The 19057-nt window shown below is 39.6% G+C and carries 19 protein-coding genes and 1 tRNA gene; 6 read left to right on the forward strand and 14 right to left on the reverse strand.

Annotated features, from left to right (window positions below; all coding sequences use genetic code 11):
* Positions 1 to 88: 88 nt before the first annotated feature.
* Positions 89 to 757, reverse strand: a complete 669-nt coding sequence (locus HMPREF2795_RS09490; protein ID WP_075228743.1) for an MIP/aquaporin family protein — start codon at positions 755 to 757, stop codon at positions 89 to 91.
* A gap of 109 nt (positions 758 to 866) precedes the next feature.
* On the reverse strand, positions 867 to 1658 hold the full coding sequence (locus HMPREF2795_RS09495) for a DUF2785 domain-containing protein (RefSeq protein ID WP_049508977.1): 792 nt from the start codon (positions 1656 to 1658) through the stop codon (positions 867 to 869).
* 273 nt (positions 1659 to 1931) lie between these two features.
* On the opposite strand from HMPREF2795_RS09495, the gene HMPREF2795_RS09500 reads away from it, so the two are divergent.
* Complete coding sequence (locus tag HMPREF2795_RS09500; protein WP_075228744.1) at positions 1932 to 2696, forward strand: (S)-acetoin forming diacetyl reductase; 765 nt, start codon at positions 1932 to 1934, stop codon at positions 2694 to 2696.
* A gap of 101 nt (positions 2697 to 2797) precedes the next feature.
* Here HMPREF2795_RS09500 and HMPREF2795_RS09505 read toward each other — a convergent pair whose 3' ends face one another.
* The 9 genes from HMPREF2795_RS09505 to HMPREF2795_RS09545 form a co-directional block, all read right to left on the reverse strand.
* Positions 2798 to 3247, reverse strand: coding sequence for a DUF6568 family protein (locus tag HMPREF2795_RS09505; RefSeq protein ID WP_261675912.1), 450 nt, complete (start codon positions 3245 to 3247; stop codon positions 2798 to 2800).
* A 175-nt stretch (positions 3248 to 3422) separates the two neighbouring features.
* The gene (gene pepF, locus HMPREF2795_RS09510; protein ID WP_075228745.1) at positions 3423 to 5219 is read right to left on the reverse strand and encodes an oligoendopeptidase F; all 1797 of its coding nucleotides are present in this window, start codon (positions 5217 to 5219) and stop codon (positions 3423 to 3425) included.
* Positions 5220 to 5229: 10 nt separating this feature from the next.
* Positions 5230 to 5973 carry a 16S rRNA (uracil(1498)-N(3))-methyltransferase gene (locus tag HMPREF2795_RS09515; RefSeq protein ID WP_049509285.1) on the reverse strand — a complete coding sequence of 248 codons (744 nt, stop codon included), beginning with the start codon at positions 5971 to 5973 and terminating at the stop codon, positions 5230 to 5232.
* A 1-nt stretch (position 5974) separates the two neighbouring features.
* Positions 5975 to 6925 (reverse strand): 50S ribosomal protein L11 methyltransferase, encoded by a 951-nt coding sequence (prmA, locus tag HMPREF2795_RS09520; RefSeq protein WP_148131306.1) that lies wholly within the window; start codon positions 6923 to 6925, stop codon positions 5975 to 5977.
* Positions 6926 to 7062: 137 nt separating this feature from the next.
* Entirely contained in the window at positions 7063 to 7536 is a 474-nt protein-coding gene (locus tag HMPREF2795_RS09525; RefSeq protein WP_075228746.1) for a GNAT family N-acetyltransferase, read from the reverse strand.
* On the reverse strand, positions 7533 to 7967 hold the full coding sequence (locus tag HMPREF2795_RS09530; RefSeq protein ID WP_075228747.1) for an NUDIX hydrolase: 435 nt from the start codon (positions 7965 to 7967) through the stop codon (positions 7533 to 7535). The genes HMPREF2795_RS09525 and HMPREF2795_RS09530 overlap by 4 nt, the downstream gene beginning before the upstream one ends.
* A 49-nt stretch (positions 7968 to 8016) precedes the next feature.
* Complete coding sequence (locus HMPREF2795_RS09535) at positions 8017 to 8550, reverse strand: hypothetical protein (protein ID WP_075228748.1); 534 nt, start codon at positions 8548 to 8550, stop codon at positions 8017 to 8019.
* 28 nt (positions 8551 to 8578) lie between these two features.
* Entirely contained in the window at positions 8579 to 9652 is a 1074-nt protein-coding gene (locus tag HMPREF2795_RS09540) for a M50 family metallopeptidase (RefSeq protein WP_060955230.1), read from the reverse strand.
* Between the two features lie 18 nt (positions 9653 to 9670).
* Positions 9671 to 10141, reverse strand: coding sequence for a DUF3013 family protein (locus tag HMPREF2795_RS09545; protein WP_006149390.1), 471 nt, complete (start codon positions 10139 to 10141; stop codon positions 9671 to 9673).
* A gap of 115 nt (positions 10142 to 10256) precedes the next feature.
* Here HMPREF2795_RS09545 and HMPREF2795_RS09550 point away from each other — a divergent pair, with 115 nt between their 5' ends.
* From HMPREF2795_RS09550 to HMPREF2795_RS09560, 3 genes are all read left to right on the forward strand, one after another.
* Positions 10257 to 11528: a replication-associated recombination protein A gene (locus HMPREF2795_RS09550; RefSeq protein WP_049509303.1), complete on the forward strand. Its 1272-nt coding sequence runs from the start codon at positions 10257 to 10259 to the stop codon at positions 11526 to 11528.
* A 263-nt stretch (positions 11529 to 11791) separates the two neighbouring features.
* Positions 11792 to 11864, forward strand: a tRNA-Lys gene (locus tag HMPREF2795_RS09555).
* Positions 11865 to 11960: 96 nt separating this feature from the next.
* Positions 11961 to 12374: a helix-turn-helix domain-containing protein gene (locus HMPREF2795_RS09560; protein WP_261675920.1), complete on the forward strand. Its 414-nt coding sequence runs from the start codon at positions 11961 to 11963 to the stop codon at positions 12372 to 12374.
* 220 nt (positions 12375 to 12594) lie between these two features.
* Here the strand turns inward: HMPREF2795_RS09560 and HMPREF2795_RS09565 are convergent, their stop codons facing one another.
* Positions 12595 to 13134, reverse strand: coding sequence for a DUF6609 family protein (locus tag HMPREF2795_RS09565; protein ID WP_075228750.1), 540 nt, complete (start codon positions 13132 to 13134; stop codon positions 12595 to 12597).
* A gap of 544 nt (positions 13135 to 13678) precedes the next feature.
* Between HMPREF2795_RS09565 and HMPREF2795_RS09570 the strand changes: the two genes are divergently transcribed.
* Complete coding sequence (locus tag HMPREF2795_RS09570) at positions 13679 to 14521, forward strand: aldo/keto reductase (RefSeq protein ID WP_070888836.1); 843 nt, start codon at positions 13679 to 13681, stop codon at positions 14519 to 14521.
* 163 nt (positions 14522 to 14684) lie between these two features.
* Entirely contained in the window at positions 14685 to 15830 is a 1146-nt protein-coding gene (locus tag HMPREF2795_RS09575) for a low temperature requirement protein A (RefSeq protein ID WP_000209242.1), read from the forward strand.
* A gap of 451 nt (positions 15831 to 16281) precedes the next feature.
* Here the strand turns inward: HMPREF2795_RS09575 and HMPREF2795_RS09580 are convergent, their stop codons facing one another.
* Entirely contained in the window at positions 16282 to 17370 is a 1089-nt protein-coding gene (locus HMPREF2795_RS09580; RefSeq protein ID WP_075228751.1) for an AI-2E family transporter, read from the reverse strand.
* A 9-nt stretch (positions 17371 to 17379) separates the two neighbouring features.
* Positions 17380 to 18669, reverse strand: coding sequence for a hypothetical protein (locus tag HMPREF2795_RS09585; protein ID WP_075228752.1), 1290 nt, complete (start codon positions 18667 to 18669; stop codon positions 17380 to 17382).
* Positions 18670 to 19057 lie beyond the last annotated feature (388 nt).

Raw genomic sequence — 19057 nt, forward strand, 5'->3', positions numbered from 1 at the left:
GCTGACGTGGTTTGAAGAGATTTTCGAAGAGTATCATACGAAAAAGCCCTGTTCCTCATCATGAGGAGCAAGGCTTTTTGAGTTTCAATTATTCTTCAGTTCCAAGGAAGTTTTTAGCAACAAGAGCTGCAAGAACTCCACCAACGATTGGTGCAAGGATGAAAATCCAAACTTGTTGAAGAGCTGCGCCACCTACCAAGACAGCAGGAGCCAAGCTACGAGCTGGGTTTACTGAAAGTCCAGTGATGTTCAAGCCAGCTAGAATCAAAGCTGTCAATGACAAACCAATGACCAAACCAGCGATTGCGCCATTACCTTTGCTTGCTGATGTTACAGTCATGATCACCAAAACAAACAAGAAAGTTGCGATTGTTTCAAACAAGAAACCACCAAAGACAGTGACACCTTTTGCCAAGGCATTTTCACCAAGACTTGCAGTTGACATACCTGAATTTGCCAAGAGGAAGAATACAGATCCTGATGCTAGGAAGGCACCAACTACTTGACCAAGGATGTAGTTTACAAGCTCTGAAGATGACAAACGTTTGTTAACAAACATAGCGATCGAAACAGCTGGGTTCAAGTGAGCCCCTGAAACAGTTCCGATTGAGAAAGCTGCGACTACGATTGCCAAACCAAAGGCAAGAGCAATTCCAAGATGTCCAAGTCCCTCAACACCATTTCCAAAAACAACAGCTCCTGTTCCTATGAACACAAGCATAAAAGTACCGATTAATTCAGCAACAAATTTTTTCATGATAAGTCTCCTTTTTTCAAACTATGTATTAGTCTATCAGAAGAAGGAAAGGGTTTCAAGAAATGTGCTTGGAACTTTTGTGCAAGTTTTCACATTTGATAATCAAAATCTAATATTGGAAAGATTGAATAGCTTCTTTCAAGTCATCTTGTAAATTATTTCTCTGGTCGAGTTGAACATAGATTTCTAAGAGACAGGATCTGAAATTGGAAAATTTATAAAAATCTTCCCTCTCTTCTATCGGGAAATCAAGTGACTTTATCCAAGAAGCCAGCGTCGCTTGCTCCACCTTGCCTTGCAAAATAGGTTCATAAAGGACTCTGGCCAAGCGCCAGTCCTCATCATCTATAAACCGAATCGAAATTCTTTTAAATAGTTGGCCAAGTATGTCAAATACTTCATGAACTCTGTTTTTAGGAAAGTCTGGATGACAAACAACTTCAGTCAAAAGATCAGCCCCATGAGCAAAAGCATGCACCCAACCATACTGGCTTGAAAAACCAGTCGTATCCTCTTCTTTTTCAAGGTAATGCAAACCTTGATCGAGCAACGTATTTCTGATATCAGTTTTAAGCACTTGATAAAAAAGAGACTGTTCATTGCCATCAGCAGATAAGAGATTGGCATAAATAAGTGCCCTAAAAGAACGTTCAAGCGTGAAAACTCCGATCTTATCAATCTCTTTATCTAGTCCACCATCAGAGACAATCTCAGCAGCAATCAACTGAAATTGCTCCTTGGTAAATAACTCTTCTTGAATCCCCCTAGCCAGACTGGTAAAAACCAATTCATCGCGAATCTCTGGACTAGTATCTCCTAAGTGCTCAAGCAACCACTGGAGTTCTTCTTGACGATAACTCGGTTTTTCTTCTGCTACTTTTCTTTTCAATTCTTGATACATCCCCATACCTCCAATCATACACATCTATTATACAACATTCTTTTTTAGCTATCTTCATTATAAGAAATAAACATGTTAGTCTCAGATAGTTTTTTCACTCTTAGAGGGTTAATTTTCCCCAAAAACCAGTCTTTGTTTGACATAAATTTCACAAAGTTGTATACTAAAACGTGATAGGACTTCTTTTAGAAACCTATCAATACTCACTTATAAACCTTTTGCTGTTCTTTTATGAACGTTTGAATGGTATCACGGATACCGAGGAGGAATCATATGTCTAAAGTAGCTATCGTTACAGGTGCAGGTCAAGGGATCGGTTTTGCAATCGCAAAACGCTTGGTTCAAGATGGTTTTAAGGTTGGAGTTTTAGACTACAACGCTGAAACAGCTGAGAAAGCAGTTGCTGAATTGTCAGCAGAGAAAGCTTTTGCTGTTGTAGCTGATGTATCTAAACAAGCAGAAGTTGCTGCAGCTTTCCAAAAAGTTGTCGATCATTTCGGAGACTTGAACGTTGTTGTAAACAATGCTGGTGTTGCTCCTACTACACCTCTGGATACAATTACAGAGGAGCAATTTGCTCGCACATTTGCTATTAACGTCGGTGGTGTAATTTGGGGAGCACAAGCTGCTCAGGCTCAATTTAAAGCACTTGGTCACGGTGGTAAAATCATCAATGCTACTTCTCAAGCAGGTGTTGTCGGAAATCCAAACTTGACTGTATACGGCGGTACAAAATTCGCTGTTCGTGGTATTACTCAAACATTGGCGCGTGATTTAGCAGAGTCAGGTATCACTGTCAACGCCTATGCCCCAGGCATCGTGAAAACACCAATGATGTATGATATCGCTCATGAAGTTGGAAAAAATGCAGGAAAAGATGACGAGTGGGGTATGCAAACATTCGCAAAAGATATTACATTGAAACGCCTATCTGAACCAGAAGATGTAGCTGCAGCAGTTAGCTTCCTTGCTGGACCAGATTCAAACTACATTACAGGTCAAACCATTATCGTTGATGGTGGTATGCAATTCCATTAAGATTAAAAAAGTGAGGTTGGAAAAAAATCCAACCTCTTTTTTCATCTCTACGATTCCAATTTTCGGAGTCGTTTTTTGTCATTTAAAACAATCTTTCTGTCCTATTCATGCTTCAGAAATGAAAGGATTTCTTCAAGACTAGCGGAACTTCCTTGCTCTAAATAGCGTGATTTACTACCATTTTGATAGACTGAAAGATTCGGAACGGTTTGGATATCCATTTCTTTTGCAAAGGCTGTAATCTCATCCTTTTCATTCGAAGCACTATCCAAATAATAGACCGTCTGGTGACTTTTTTGAATCGCTAGAGCCAAATTGGGCACAAACTTTTGACAGTAGGGACAGGATTCTCTTCCAATGTAGACGACAAACTCGTCGCCATTTGCAAGTTTGGAGCGCATTTCTTTCATATTGATTGCTTTCGTGTACTGAACAGCTTCCTGATAAGTTTTTGGAAGAACAGGCTGACTGAATTTCCAAATCATAAACAAAATCGGCATAGCAATTCCAATGATAAGCAAGCTAAGTTTTTTATTGACATGCACTAGCATCTCCGTCCTTTTCTAAGTATTTTCCCTAGTCTAATCGCCCACGACAAGATATAAAATCCAACCGATAGATCTATAATAACGCACATTCTGAAGACAAAGTCTTCAGCAAACTTTATTAAATAAATGTCATTCTAAAATCTCAACAATATAACTCTATTGTTGCACTTTTATGACTTTATTCTCCCAACTGGGCACTGTAAGCGATAATTTGGTCAACCGTGTCTGACAAGAATTGAATGGTATCACGGAGTGGTTTATCCGTTGAAATATCGGCTCCGATAATCATGGCTGACTCAAGTGGTGTCTTGCTACCACCAGACTTGAGAAGATTGAGCCAGTCTCTAGCTCCATTTTCAGAATTTTTTAGATGCAAGTAACCCGCTGTTGAGATAACCAAACCTGCTGAATAGGTATAACTATACAAGCCCATGTAATAGTGAGCTTGACGCATCCAAGTCAGTGCTGCATCATCATCAATCTCAATAGCATCTCCCCAGAAGTCAGTCAAAACTTCCTTCATAATACTGTTGAGTTTGCTTGCCCCAAAGGTTTCTCCTTCTTCAATCAGTGTATACACCTTACGCTGGAATGCAGCTTCCAGAAGGTGAGTGATGAAGTTATGGAAATAGGTATCTGTCAAGCGGTGGGCAAGAGCGAAGCGTTTCTGACGTGGATCCTCAGACTGCTGTTCCAAGTAATCGCTGAGAAGCAATTCATTGAAGGTTGACGGTGCTTCAACATAGTAGGTCGACATGTGGGCGTTAAAATAGCTTTGGTGATTGTCTGAAAAGATGAATTGACCAGAATGCCCGATTTCATGAATCAAGGTATAGACATCACTCAAACGACCTGTCCAGCTCATGAGGACATAAGGGTGCACGCGATATGGATCAGCTGCATAGCCTCCAGAATCCTTGCCACTATTGGCAGCAAAGTCCACCCAGCGTTCTTCTTGATAGCGAGCAACTTCCTGACAATATTCTTGTCCCAAAGGTTCTACCGACTTCATGACCAAATCATAAGCATCGTCAATAGTCACTTCAGGATTAAGGGCGCTGTCCAAGTCCAATTTCCAGTCTGCAAAGGTCATCTTTTCAAGACCATTTACCTTGGCAACATGCTTAAGATATCGCTGAGCGACTGGCGCAAAGTCCTTCATGATGAGGTCAATCTGACGATCAAACATGGAACGATCTACTTCTTGTTCAGCAAGAAGATAGTCAAAGACTGAGTCGTAGCCCTTCATATCTGCCAAGAGTTTTTCAGACTTGACTTGGGCTAAATAGGCTGCCGCAGCTGTATTTTGGTGCTTACGAAGTCCTTCTGAAAAGGAACGGAAGGATTTCTCACGAACCTCAGCATCCTCGTGATTTTGGTAGAAGTTTTCATAGGTCACAAAGCTGTTTTTGTATGTTTTTCCATGGGCTTCAAAATCGGCCATTTCAAAGTCCCCAGCTCGCATCTTAGTATAGATATCCTGTGGACTGTAGAAAACTTCACCCAAATTGGTCAAGGCCTTCTCCACATCAGCCCCAAGATAGTGGGCTTTTTTGATTTTGGCCTGACGAATGGCTGCCGTCAAATGTGGCAAGTCACCCAAACGGTCCAAGACTTCTTCATCTGCTTCTACCAAGGCATCGTCAAAGAATGTCAAAGCTACACTGGCATCTGTCTCAAAGTCCATTCCAGCCTGGGCGATATTAGCAAAATCTTCATTACCATAGTCCGTCGTCTGAGGCATAAAGCTGTAATTGCCAATATGACTCATCTGAATGTAGATTTGTTCCAATTCCGCAAAGGCCTTCTCAAAATCTTCAAAAGTATGAAGATTGCCCTTGTAGTCACGACTAAATTGATTGATGTCTTCACGCGCCTTTTCTATCGCACGCAAGAAATCTTCACGGTCTTGATATAGGGCAGTTAAGTCCCAAAGTTCCTTTTCAGGAAATTCTGAACGGTGTTTTTGTTCCATCTTCTTCCTCTTATTTCTCTAATTCAAGCAAAACACTTATAGCAGATAAGGCATAAAGCGGTGCTGTTTCTGCTCGCAAGATCCGAGGGCCAAGTCCTGCTAGAACAGCTCCTTTGGCTTCAAAACTCTCAATCTCAGCAGGTGAAAGACCACCTTCTGGTCCAAAGATAAAGAGCAGTTTTGCTCCTTTTTCCAGTCCAGCAACAGCTTGGATAAGGGCAGCTGATTCGCCTTCTTTAGCCGACTCTTCATAAGCCACCACGATGCGGTCAAACTGGTCCAGTTGGGCTAGAAAGTCTGATTTTTTCTCAAAAAGTGTGATACTTGGGACAAGGTTTCGCTTACTTTGTTCTGCTGCTCCAAGGGCGATTTTTTCTAGTTTTTCAACCTTTTTGCCCAATTTTTTGCCATCCCACTTGGCAACGGACCAGTCGGCAGGGAAGGCCCAAATCTGACTGGCACCTAGTTCCGTCACCTTTTGAGTGATAAACTCCAACTTATCTCCCTTGGGAAAACCAGATGCGATGGTCACTTGGACTGGCAGTTCCACATTATCAGCTAACTCTTGGACCACCTCAAACTGACGATTTTCCACATCCAGCACGCGCGCCAAGCGCTTGATCCCATCATCAAAAACTAAGGTAACCTGGTCATCTTCTTTCAGGCGCATAACCTGAAACATGTGCTTGCTGGTTTCCTTATCCTCGATAGTGACAGGAGAGATTGCACTGCCTTTAACAAAATACTGTTGCATGCTAGCCTCCTATCACACCGGAGATATCCTTGGTCTTCTTGAAGACACAGGCATTCCATTCCCCTTGAATTATGTGGGTTTCAAGGAAAAATCCAGCTGACTCAGCCGACTCACGCACCATGTCCCACTTGTCCTTGATAATCCCACTCATGATGAGGTAGCCTTCATCCTTGACCAAACGATAAGCATCTTCTGTCAGATGGATAAGGATATCCGCCAAAATATTGGCCACGATGACGTCTGCCTCAATCTCCACACCCTTAAGCAAATCTCCTGGTGCTACATGGATGTTTTCCATACCAGGATTGAGCTCAATATTTTCCTGAGCGACACGAACAGCCACATCATCGAGATCATAGGCAAAAATCTCCTTGGCACCAAGAAGAGAGCTAGCAATAGAAAGAACTCCAGAACCTGTTCCTACGTCTAGCACTGTTTCTCCACCACGAAGGACTTGCTCCAAGGCAAAGAGGCTCATCTTAGTGGTTGGGTGAGTTCCTGTTCCAAAGGCCATACCAGGATCTAGCTTAATAATCTTTTCCCCAGCAGTCGCCTCATAGTCTGTCCAAGACGGCACGATAGTCAAATCATGAGTGATACGAGCTGGCTCATAGTATTTCTTCCAGTTATCTGCCCAGTCTTCCTCAGCCAAGGCAGTCGTCCCCATCTTGACCTCACCCAAATCCATAAAGTCGGTCAATTCAGCTAGGCGAGCCTGCAAGTCTGCCTCAACCACTGCCACATCAACCGTATCAGGATAGTAGGCTGTCACTACGATTTCTTCTTGCTGCTCTACCTCTGGGAAAATCTCACCAAAACGATCCACATTGCCCACATAGTCCATGCTATCTTCAATTGCTACCCCTTGGGCACCTAACTCAATCAAGAGGTTGGAAACCAACTCCTCTCCCTCACGCTTCACTGTAACTTTTAACTCTTGCCATGTTTCCATCATTAAGATACCAAGCCCGTAAAACACAAAGCCAAAATAGGAAACTCTCTGAAGACGCTTGTGTCTAAGAGAAGTTTATCTTTTCGGCACCGTGTTTAGGGCGTATTCAGTTTAGAAATTTAACTGAACCATCCTTTCTATTTCTCTATCAATTTTTTCATGTAGACCATATCCATGCCTTCTTTTTCAGGCTCAATGTGGATTTGACGATAGCCGTTTTTCTCGTAAAAAGCAACCATGCCTGCATCCTGTAACACCGTACACAAATCCCATTGTGTGATGGTTGGAAATTCTTTTTCCAGTAAGCTTAAACCTTTAGATCCATACCCTTTTCCTTGATACTGAGGCAAAATCGCTGCCGTTCCCAACCAAGCTTTCGTTAACTCGGCATTGGTCTGAACTCGTAAAAATCCGATGTTTTCTTCATCTTCTTTTACAAAGTAGTAATAGCTATTGGGACGCTCGACTAGTTTCCACTTAATTCTTTCACGGTCCTCCAGATAAGGATCATATTCATCTTGGTATTTCTCATAGACAGACTTAAAGCTAGCTCTTTGAATCGCAATGATGGTCTCCAAATCCTCTGCTCCCGCTCGAACAAGTGTTATCATAAACTTTCCTCCAAATAATCCCTCAATCTCCCCTGTAGCTGAGGCACTGCCTGTTTAGACTTCAAAAATTCCTCAATAGGCATCAGTTTATAGGCCTGTCCTTCATTCCCAAAGGTAATATTGTCAAATTGTTCTTGTCTTAGCTGACCAACCATAAAGACCGATTGCTTGTCTTTAAAGATTACGCTAGGATAAATCTTGCTCCAAAGCAGACAGTCTTCATCTAAATGAATTCCCAATTCCTCATAAACTTCACGCGCTGCGCACTCGAAAGGGCTTTCGTTTCCTTCACGACCACCACCTGGCAACTCCCACATGTTGGGACAAGGGATATCGTCCTTGTCATCACGTAAGATAGTCAAGACCTTATCCCCACAAATCAAGGCAATCTTGCAACCTTGGAAATCCATTCTGCTATCCAATAATTCCATGATATTTACTCTTTTCTATGATAACAATTACTCTCTAGGAAAATACGAGCTAGCTTTCTTCGATTACTTTTTGGCACTCTGCATCCCAGTATGCTTGCCATCTGCCATGTTTTTTAGCAAAATAAACCGTAAACTCATCATTTACATAATCTGCAACATAGCGAAGATTAGGCGGGTTTTCCTCAAAACTTAATATCCAAGGATGGAAGTAAAAGGTTTTCTCCCACCTCTTCTGAGTATAGCCTAGATCCTTAGCATACTGAGGGATGGGTTGTTGCAACTCGCTTTCCAAATGGGACTGAATGGCATTATCAATACTATTTAAACGAGCTAATAGTTGCTGAAACTGCTCTTCCTCTTCCGTCTTAAAACCAACTAGAAATTCAAATTCCGCAAAATCTTCAGGAAATTCAAGTTCTGTGATTTTCCCATCCTCAGCATAGCGTCCTTCCTCATTAACAAGGCGACGAGTTCCTGACTTCAATACTCTCTCGAAATCTAGATCCGCAAAGCGATTGCGGGGAAGGAACGACTCACGTTCTTGGGATTTTTTACTAAATAACCGCTTAAATTTCTGAAGCATCGGACAGCTCCCTTTTCTATTTCTCAGCTCACTGAGTCTCTTCTTCCTGTATGGCTTGTTCCAACTCATCTAACCACTGCTGGTAGTAGGATTTCTCATCCCGTAACATCCGGCTGCTATTCATTTTTTGTCTAGCAATCTTCATAGCCTTGTGAGTTTGAACTACATCTTTCTTTGCCTTAAATTGATACCAAGCTTGAATGACCTGCATATCTGCTGTTTTTAGAGATAAAAAGGATTTGACCCCTCGAATACTTGCATATTCTTCCGCCTTCTTATTATCTCCTTCTATCAGAGCAATTTGAAGAAGGTATAATTGAGAAATAGATTTAGACATTGGATTATCTGTTTTCTCTAACACAGACTGAAACTGTTGCTTTGCAAGCTCTATATTATCATCCAATATGAATACCAATCCCTGAAGAGTCTGAACACTTTCTGCAAAACTCCCTCTCACATCCTCATCAACAGACATGATAAAGTCTTTTAAATCATATTCTTGAGGAGCTAGCAAGGTCTGGGCAGAATGCCTCAACATCAGGTAGGCGTATTTCGTATTTTCAGGGTGTTGTAGTAATTCCCAAATTTTTGCTCCATCGGTAATCCCAACTGGCAGAGCATTGAATAGAAGAAGAGATAAATTTAGACAAATCCAAGTGCCTGCAAAATACCAGTTTGTTGTCAAAAAACCAAAAAGTGTTGCCAATAATATCAAGCAAAGGTGAACTATCAAGCCTCCTGAAAGCATCAAGATGATTCTTTGATCACTTTCATTCTCTTTTAAACCAATATACTGAGCACCAACATTTTTTATAACTGCTGTTCGACTAAGATGAAGCCTTCCTGACTTTTTGGTTAAAAGAAAGTTCCCTAATCCAAAAGCCACCAGCCGATAGCCTGTCAAGTAGCCACAAAAAGCATGTCCCAGCTCATGAAGAATAAAGATTAAATACATACTTAGAAGAGCGAAGGCATAACCAAAAGTAAAGACTAAAACTGCGGAATACCCCAACTCTGCAAATGCGATTGTTCCACAAGCAAAAGCTAGCATAATAAATACAAAAGCTAGCACATAAACCAAATAAATCCCAATTTTCTTCATAAAATCTCCAACCAACTCCTAGTATCTCGGATAAGGGTAAAATTCTCCTTCTTCCAAGCCAACTTTTCCTTCTTCAAAGACTTCTTGGTTCCATTCCATGACGAATTCTTCTGCTTCTGGGTCTTCCAAAAAGTCCATGAGGGCATCTAGTCCAACCTCTGCAGTATCTTTAAGGAATAGCGCAAAATAAGCTAAAAATTCACGAGAAAAACCTTTCTTCGGCAGGTAAGGGATGACCGTGAGATAGTCTTCTTCATTAACTGTTGACTTGGCAGGGTTGTAAAAAAGTACCGCTTCTTCAAAAAGGATATCATCTGACGAAACCTCTCCGTCTTCATCTAACATCTCCACCCCTGCAGCATTTTGTGCCTCTAATAGAAAACTCACTTCAACCGCATGATTACGCTTGTCCCAACTAATCTCATAATCAAAAGGAAAGTTCTTGTCCAACTCTTCTTGTAAAACATCTAAAAATCCATATGTTGCCATTTTGTCCTCTTTCTATACGACTCTTTAATCGCCCCGAATACTCGGAAATATGCTAAAATAGATACTACCATATTACCACATTAGTATCAGAAAATCCATGTTAGAAAGGACTGCTATGCCAGACAATCTCGCGCTTCGTATGCGCCCCAAAACCATCGACCAGGTCATCGGTCAGGAGCATCTGGTTGGACCAGGCAAGATTATCCGCCGTATGGTGGAAGCCAATCGCCTATCCTCTATGATCCTCTACGGACCTCCAGGCATCGGAAAAACCAGTATCGCTTCAGCCATCGCTGGAACAACCAAGTATGCCTTTCGGACCTTCAATGCCACAGTTGATAGTAAAAAACGCCTCCAAGAAATCGCTGAAGAAGCTAAATTCTCAGGTGGCCTTGTACTGCTACTAGACGAGATTCATCGTCTTGACAAGACTAAACAAGACTTCCTCTTGCCTCTCTTGGAAAGCGGACTGGTCATCATGATTGGGGCGACGACTGAAAATCCTTTCTTTTCTGTCACTCCAGCCATTCGTAGCCGTGTTCAGATTTTTGAACTGGAACCTCTGTCTAACCAAGATGTCAAAGGAGCCATTCAAATCGCCCTGACTGACCCTGAACGAGGTTTTAATTTCCCTGTTGAGTTAGATAATGATGCCCTTGATTTTATCGCAACATCTACCAACGGAGACCTCCGCTCTGCCTTTAACTCACTTGATTTGGCAGTTCTCTCCACCCCAGAAAATGATGACGGCATCCGTCATATCACGCTTGACATCATGGAAAATAGTCTTCAGAGAAGCTATATCACTATGGACAAGGATGGAGATGGACATTACGATGTTCTATCTGCTCTCCAGAAATCCATCCGTGGCTCTGATGTGGATGCCAGTCTCCACTATGCTGCTCGCTTGATCGAAGCTGGTGACCTTCCTAGTTTGGCACGCCGTTTGACGGTGATTGCTTATGAAGATATCGGCTTGGCTAATCCCGATGCACAGATCCATACCGTAACTGCTTTGGATGCTGCACAGAGAATCGGCTTCCCCGAAGCTCGCATCCTCATTGCCAATGTTGTCATTGATCTGGCGCTTTCACCTAAATCCAACACAGCCTATGTAGCTATGGATAAGGCCCTGGCTGACCTTAAAACATCTGGTCATTTACCAATCCCACGTCACTTGCGAGATGGCCACTATAGCGGTAGCAAGGAATTAGGCAACGCCCAAAACTACCTCTATCCACATAGTTATCCTGGTCACTGGGTCAAGCAAGATTATTTACCAGAAAAAATTCGCGACCATAGCTACTTCTCACCAGAAGATACCGGAAAATACGAACGAGCCCTAGCTCAGCGCAAGGAAACCATTGATAAATTACGAAATTTGTGAAATCCTTTCCAAATAATTACATTTACCCCTTGATTTTTTTTGAAAAAGTGGTATTATATAAACATAGAAACGCTGTGGTGTACGACTTCACATTTAAGTGTTGACCGACTATTTTTTGTATTATTAGGGAAACAAAAGTCTTCTAACAGCATGTAGGCCGTCTCACACGGAAACAGCTTCAGTTAGAGCGAGTTGCCCACCTGCTTAATTGCGCGGGTTCAATACAAACCGTGAAGTTTCGGCACCAATACAGCTTTTTATTTGCCTCCTTAGCTCAGTTGGTAGAGCAGTAGACTCTTAATCTATGGGTCACAGGTTCGAGCCCTGTAGGGGGCATCTAAATCAACAGGAAAAAGCCTTTATTTATAAGGCTTTTTTGCTTGTCTATAACTGATTTGCCCCATCATTTGCCCCACATTTTTTTTATGAGCAATCTTTCCAGACATCTCTGATTATGAAAAACAAAAAAGCTATCCTACCTTTGCAAATTTGGATAAGATAGCGGAATATTTTAATGCAACTCCAACCCAACTCTTTGGAACGAGTAAAGAGATTGAGTTAGAAAAGAGTGTTCTTGAATCTAATGAATACTCTGATAAAGTAAGTGAAATCTTAAAAACTGTCAAATACATCGAGCATTTCCTACATACTGATGGACAGTACTTAGAGGATTTACTTTACCTAACAAGAGGCAACCAACTATACACAGAAGATGGAAAAGAGTTGTATATTGATCCAACTTCTCAGAAAAGAACACTTCATACCCAATATGAACCTGGTTTTATTGAAGCAAGAGATAAATCTCCACTAGAGCTCTTAATTGAAAATAAGGAGCTATTAGATTAAATAAAAAAAGCGAGGATATCCTCGCTTTTCTATTGTAAAATCTTATCTTCGAAAGCCGTTTTCCCGACGGCTTTTTTGTTAGACTAAATATGTCAGAAGGAGGGAGAAATATGATTTCACAAGCTAAGTATTTTGAGCAAAGAAAAACAGTAAACCTTTTTCCGATTTACTGTTCCTCTGTTATTCTTATTAAGTTGCTAGTTCAACAAACAATTGGGATTTATTGCTTCGTTGCTTTAGAAAAAAATAACAAATAAACTCCAAATATAAATTTAATTATTGCATCAATATAGGCAAATAGTACCAAAGAGACATCAGAAAAAATATATCCCATGATAATATTAATAGTGCACATAATTCCTAATAAAATCATTGATTTTCCATGTACAAAATATAATGGGAAAAAATGCAATGCTGTGACTAATAATGCCCCCAACCATATCAATCTCCAATTCTCCGTAACAAAAAATGAACCGCCTAAAAAAACCATTAATATAAACAGAAATATTATTGAGTATTGAGAAACCTTATTTTGAAATTTAGTCGATGGTCCAGTGGATAGTTTTTTTAGTAAGTCTTTATTCATATTAATCGTAAAAAAGAAGACTATATAACCACTAGTAAACACTTGCATATTTATAATTTGTTGCCCACCTATTAAGGTAGCAACTGCGATAACTACGGCAACCGCAATTAACCACAAACCGCAAGATTTTTTATAATTAAATTCTAACTTTTCGTTTTTTTCATATCCTAACATTCGCCGAAAAACCTCTCTAAATTCTAATTTATTTGTCTATGTTACTTAATATTATAGTATTTTTTAGGCATTTTTTCTATTGCCGGATTTCATACTCACTCGCTACTATTCCCCATTAGAATGTATTGGCATTTACTATAAAAGGGAACAGAGGTTCATACGAAGTCTTCTGGCAATATCCGTTAGTGATACTTTCTCAGTTAGAAGTTGAGCAACCTGTTGTCAGAAAAGGTTAGAGATTAGGAAACCTTTATGAGTCATTCGTTATTTTTGCCCCACTTTCGCCCCATTTTGAAATATTTACATTGAAAATACCTAAAAGTATTTCCCTAAAATCAGCTATATTTCAACATTTTTGTTTATTTTCAATATGAAAAGTTCTTACAAATTCATTCTCTTCCCAAGTAATAATATCTCCAAAGGCTGTTACGAACATCGGAAAAAGAAGTAAGGAACTATTCATAATAATAGCCGTAGCAAATCTTTGCATTTTTGCCTTATCTTATTTAAGATAGTACTATTAAAAAAAGAAAAGGTGAAAATCATGGAAACATATACGCTTGCAAATGGGGTTGCTATTCCTAAAATTGGTTTTGGAACTTGGCAAATTGCTGAAGGCGAAGAAGCCTATAACAGCGTTAGCTTCGCACTTAAGGCTGGTTACACACATATTGATACCGCACAAATTTACGGTAACGAGGTTTCTGTAGGTAAGGCGATTGCTGATAGTAATTTGGCACGTGAGGATATTTTCCTAACTACCAAACTTTGGAATGATAAGCACGATTACGAGTTGGCTAAGACTTCTATCGATGAGTCTCTCGAAAGACTCGGTGTGGATTATTTGGATCTTTTGCTTATCCATTGGCCAAATCCAAAGGCACTTCGTGAGAATGATGCTTGGAAGTCTGGTAATGCAGGCGCTTGGAAGGCAATGGAAGAAGCCTACAAAGAAGGTAAGGTGCGTGCTATCGGTGTGTCTAACTTTATGCAACATCACCTAGAAGCTCTTCTTGAAACGGCTGAAATTGTGCCACATGTCAATCAAATCCTCTTGGCTCCAGGTTGTGACCAAAAAGACTTAGTTGCCTATTGCCAAGAGCGCGATATCCTTCTTGAAGCCTATAGTCCACTAGGTACAGGTAGCATTTTTGGAAATGAAGATGTTGAAGCAGTGGCTGAACGTAACGGTAAATCTGTAGCACAAGTTGCTCTGCGTTGGAGCCTTCAAAAAGGTTTCTTGCCACTACCTAAGTCTGTGACACCTAAAAATATTGAAGCCAACTTGGATATCTTCGACTTCGACTTATCAGAGGAAGATATGGCAGTCTTGGATAAGATTCAAGGCATCAAAACTCAGAATGATCCTGACACAGTTAATTTTTAATAGGATTTTAAGCAACTCGTCAGGGTTGCTTTTTCAAGTAAATGACAAAAGAAGTCAAGGTTTTGACAATTCGCGCCACATGAAATTATTTAAGCATATCCTTTTCTTTCATTACCATTTTCTGTTATAATGTATTGTATTTCTAAAGTAGAAAGGTATTAATATGACAACTCTTATTAAGCATAAACGTGTAGAATTTTCAGAACTATTTTATGACCTAGTGTTTGTTTTTGCAATTTCAAAAGCAACTGCTTTAATTCACCCTCTTCATAGCGGTGTTGTGGCTTGGGATTCTTTACTTGATTTCTTCATCTCTGTCATGGTTATCATCAATTCCTGGATGATTCAAACCATTTATACCAATCGCTATGGAACAAACTCGTTATTTAACATGGTAATCATGTTTATCAACATGGGACTTATGCTCTTTATGTCCAATATGATTGGATACAATTGGCAACAATGGTTCTATTATACCTGTTGGGCTGTTGGTACATTGACCCTTACCTTATTTTTTCAATATTTGGTTGAATTTTTTAGAAAATCAACCGATAATACTGATCGGGAAAGTATCAAAGGTTTTCTATGGTTAACAGGTCTAGGAAGTTTAGGAGTCTATCTGGCAGCTCTTTTTCCTATTTACGTTGGAGTCTATATCTTTATTGCTAGTATTCTGCTAACATTTATTGTGCCAATTTTCTTGATTACTAAAGATGAGCATTTCCAGGTAAATCTTCCCCATTTAATCGAGCGCGTCTCCCTTCTTGTGATTATTACGTTTGGAGAGATGGTTGTTGGGCTAGCTAGCTTCTTTACAGTCGAGAATTTCTCGATTTATTCGGTTCTCAATTTCGTTATCATGCTTTCCCTGTTCTTGTTTTATTTTGGCGAATTTGACCATGCTATTGATGAAGGATCTAGTCAAAAGGGATTATTTGTAATTTATAGTCACTATCCTATTTTCATCGGGCTTATGTTGATGACAGTTTCGATGGGTTATCTCCTGAATCCCGAGGCTAATCTTCTCGTTGCAATCAGCTTCTTTTATATCGGAATTGGCCTCTTCCAAGCTGCTGTCCTAGCAAATGGGCCCTATAACAAAAACTATCTTCGCTATCCGAGAAGTTACTACTGTGCTCAAGCGACACTCTATCTGGCTGCCTTGATTCTCTCTTTGCTTTTCGCTTCTAATCCTATAACAGTGTTGAGTATTGCAACCATTTTTACTCTAGCTATAGCCATTCATTTTATTTATTTTTATGTGACACAGAATAAAAAATATTCCAAATCTAACTGGGGGTTCTTTTAATGAGTTTATAGCATTAAAAAAGCCTTGGTTTTCCAAGGCTTTTTTTTCATTAATTTGTTTTTCCATTTTATCCTCCGATTTGAACTCGCACTGACATTTATTTATAACAAAACTATATATCTAGAATAGCATAATCATTAGGTATTATAGGTTTTCAAACAAAATACGAGTCATTCGTTTTTGCCCCACTTTTGCCCCATTTTTAAATCCTGACATTGAAAACACCTAAAAGTATTTCCCTAAAATCAGCTATATTTCAACATTTTTGTTTATTTTCAATATGAAAAGTTCTTACAAATTCATGTAGGGGGCATCTAAATCAACAGAAATAAGCCTTGAAACCAAGGCTTTTTTTAACGTCTAATAGCTTTTTGTAGAAAAGTATTTAAAAATAAAAGAGAAGAGAATCTCTCACTCTCTTCTCAGTATATCTTATTAAATTTAGTTTTTCTTAATCTACCTGATTTTCCTTTGCAACGACAAATTCTTTAACCAGTCGATAGATAACAGCAAATACGGGGGTAAAGAATATCATTCCAAGTAGTCCGAAAAGATTCCCTCCGATACTAGCAGCCGCAAGCGTGAAAAGGGCTGGTAAACCAATAGACTGACCTACAACTTTTGGATAAATAAGGTTTCCTTCAATCAGCTGTATAACTTGATATAGAAGAAGAGAAAGTAAGGCTTGAGTAGGACTCACTGTGAAGATAAAAATCGCTCCCACAACACAAGCAATCATAGGCCCTACATAAGGAATGAACGATAGCACTCCTGCAAATATACCTGTCATTACCCCATAAGGTAGTCCAAATAGGCTATAACCAACCGCTATCATAACTCCTATGATAACTGCTTCAATCAGCTGACTCATCAAAAATTGGTCATAAGTCTCTAGTGCTACTTGTCCAATGTAAGTCAACTTTATCACCACCTTCTCTGGAAGAAAAACTTTTAGAAGTCGACTCGTCATCGCTGCCAAATGTTCCTTACTGGATAAAAATAAAAAGGTAAATACTATAATCAGAAAGGCATTCATTATACTTGAAAAAATATTTCCTATATTACTAGTCAGACCGGATAAGAAGGTTATCAAAGCTTGACTAATAGAACTAGATTGTCCCTGTATGCCTGATACGATAGTTGACAACATGTCTTTGGTTACAAATTCCGAGCTGCCTAGCAATTTCCCAAGTTGAGTAAGGACTGTTGAAAGGACTGTTCCCAGCTGACTAATAGTCTGAGCTAGGGTTGGCAGCACCAAAACCAAAAGAGCAATCACGATTAAGATAAGAGCTAGGAAAACAAGTACCATGGCAATCGGACGACGCAACTCTGCCTTTACCTTCAATTTAACTAAGTACTGTTCAATTTTTTTCATAGGAACATTAAGCACAAAAGCAATAACAGCACCATAAATCAAGGTTGATGTTACATCAAAGAGAGAGATTGCTCCTGATATAAAGCTCGATGCATTCAGAATTACAAGAGCAACCAGCCCTATAAAAAGGATTAACGGGGTATATTTTTTAACTAAGTTCATAAATTCTCCTTAATAAACATGTTTAGATACGACTATACTATTTGGTTTTTCAAACTCTCGATCAAGGTAGGCTTGGTAAGTTCCTGGAGCGATAAATCCTTTTGGTGAGAGGATATCTGTTCCAGCTTGACCGACTATGGTATCAGCCAAGAGCACACAGTTTGTGGACAAGACAAAGTAGGATTTAAACTTAGATTTGATAAATTTATAAAGTTCCCCATCCGTCTCATGTCTGATTTTATAAGCGTAGGTGTAGTCTTCCTTACCATCACCTGTCATGATTTTATCTGCACTTGGCTCCCATGGAATCGTCAGTTGTTTCAATTCAGCCAACTTTTTCTGAACTGCTTTTTCCATTTCAGGCGTCAAATCTATCCCATAACCAAAAAGCGTTTTTTGACTCTCACGTTTACATAGGTCAATGTACTTGTCACGATCACAGAAATATAAGACACCATCTCCTACCATGCCAAATAAGGTCTCAGAAGACGGATCATAGTTGCCATAAGAAATAACACGGCCTTGATAGCAGATATCCACATGACCAATAGCTGAAAATAGAGAAGTCTCCGCTGTATGAACGAAAATTTCAAGATCTGCTGTCTTACCAAACTTCACCATTCCAAGATAGATTTCCTCTTCCTCATCAGCATTTTCCTGCATGAATTTATTGATTTTTGCTAAAGTACTTGCAGGGATGAGAGCGGCTAGGGCAATAGGTAAGCTCATTCTGACACGACGTTTGAGATGGTTTTTCCCAATTTCCTTTTCAAATAAGAAACCGTCACGGATATTGGACACACCATAAAGGCAAAAATAAGCCCCTAAAACAAAGAGTTGAAAGACAGAATTTCCCGTAGAGGACAAAAGACTAGTCCCACCAAGAAAAACTAGTACGAGACCATCTAGTAAGAAACGAAAACGAGGTCGAATTTTGTTTTTGCGGTAGAGAACATAGGTGACAAGGTTGATACTAGCATGAAAAATCTGATAAATTCCAATCACAAGAGCCAAAATATAAATTGGCACATCAGTAGCAAGATTCGAGCCTAGCAAATATCCCATCACTAACAATTTAACCAGTGCAACTCCCAAGGTGTCCGTTGACTGACTTTTTTTGAAAATACGTAATACTAAATCTAAGACCGTTGCTATCCAAGCTAAAAACAGAACCAGTCGAATAACCGTCACTGGCAACCAAGTTCCCGTGACCATCAAGATAAGACCTAGCAGAACAAACAAGAAACCCTGAACAAGTAATTTCTTACCTGTCAGACCTAAAGAAAGAATTTTTTCCATAAAAGACCTTTCAAAAATAATAATTAAGCCCTTTGATCAAATTGACTGGTAAATAGCTGACGGCACAAACAGCCTGTGCCAGCAAGACATGGCGACTGACTGTAGCAATGTCACCATCTTGTCTTTTGCACTTCTGAAATTTGTTTTATTGAGTCGAAATCAGAGCTTTTAAAAACTAGCTAAACTTGAAAGCTAACCATAATTGCTAGATAAAAAAGGTGCAACCAATCCTTCTTGTAAAGGTAGGAAAGAATTATATCCATTCCATTAATTATTTATATATTACCTATTGTGACACAATACTCACTATAATTCAACTTTTTACCTATTTAAAACCATAAAGCCTACATAACTCTTTGAAGAGAACAAAAATCTGAATGTAATAAGA

The organism is Streptococcus sp. HMSC056C01 (genome assembly GCF_001811305.1).
GTDB lineage: Bacteria > Bacillota > Bacilli > Lactobacillales > Streptococcaceae > Streptococcus.

Coding starts and splice junctions, on each gene's coding strand:
- HMPREF2795_RS09490 (WP_075228743.1), bottom strand. CDS start 757: ATGAAAAAATTTGTTGCTGAATTAATCGGTACTTTTATGCTTGTGTTC.
- HMPREF2795_RS09495 (WP_049508977.1), bottom strand. CDS start 1,658: ATGTATCAAGAATTGAAAAGAAAAGTAGCAGAAGAAAAACCGAGTTAT.
- HMPREF2795_RS09500 (WP_075228744.1), top strand. CDS start 1,932: ATGTCTAAAGTAGCTATCGTTACAGGTGCAGGTCAAGGGATCGGTTTT.
- HMPREF2795_RS09505 (WP_261675912.1), bottom strand. CDS start 3,247: ATGCTAGTGCATGTCAATAAAAAACTTAGCTTGCTTATCATTGGAATT.
- pepF (WP_075228745.1), bottom strand. CDS start 5,219: ATGGAACAAAAACACCGTTCAGAATTTCCTGAAAAGGAACTTTGGGAC.
- HMPREF2795_RS09515 (WP_049509285.1), bottom strand. CDS start 5,973: ATGCAACAGTATTTTGTTAAAGGCAGTGCAATCTCTCCTGTCACTATC.
- prmA (WP_148131306.1), bottom strand. CDS start 6,925: ATGGAAACATGGCAAGAGTTAAAAGTTACAGTGAAGCGTGAGGGAGAG.
- HMPREF2795_RS09525 (WP_075228746.1), bottom strand. CDS start 7,536: ATGATAACACTTGTTCGAGCGGGAGCAGAGGATTTGGAGACCATCATT.
- HMPREF2795_RS09530 (WP_075228747.1), bottom strand. CDS start 7,967: ATGGAATTATTGGATAGCAGAATGGATTTCCAAGGTTGCAAGATTGCC.
- HMPREF2795_RS09535 (WP_075228748.1), bottom strand. CDS start 8,550: ATGCTTCAGAAATTTAAGCGGTTATTTAGTAAAAAATCCCAAGAACGT.
- HMPREF2795_RS09540 (WP_060955230.1), bottom strand. CDS start 9,652: ATGAAGAAAATTGGGATTTATTTGGTTTATGTGCTAGCTTTTGTATTT.
- HMPREF2795_RS09545 (WP_006149390.1), bottom strand. CDS start 10,141: ATGGCAACATATGGATTTTTAGATGTTTTACAAGAAGAGTTGGACAAG.
- HMPREF2795_RS09550 (WP_049509303.1), top strand. CDS start 10,257: ATGCCAGACAATCTCGCGCTTCGTATGCGCCCCAAAACCATCGACCAG.
- HMPREF2795_RS09565 (WP_075228750.1), bottom strand. CDS start 13,134: ATGTTAGGATATGAAAAAAACGAAAAGTTAGAATTTAATTATAAAAAA.
- HMPREF2795_RS09570 (WP_070888836.1), top strand. CDS start 13,679: ATGGAAACATATACGCTTGCAAATGGGGTTGCTATTCCTAAAATTGGT.
- HMPREF2795_RS09575 (WP_000209242.1), top strand. CDS start 14,685: ATGACAACTCTTATTAAGCATAAACGTGTAGAATTTTCAGAACTATTT.
- HMPREF2795_RS09580 (WP_075228751.1), bottom strand. CDS start 17,370: ATGAACTTAGTTAAAAAATATACCCCGTTAATCCTTTTTATAGGGCTG.
- HMPREF2795_RS09585 (WP_075228752.1), bottom strand. CDS start 18,669: ATGGAAAAAATTCTTTCTTTAGGTCTGACAGGTAAGAAATTACTTGTT.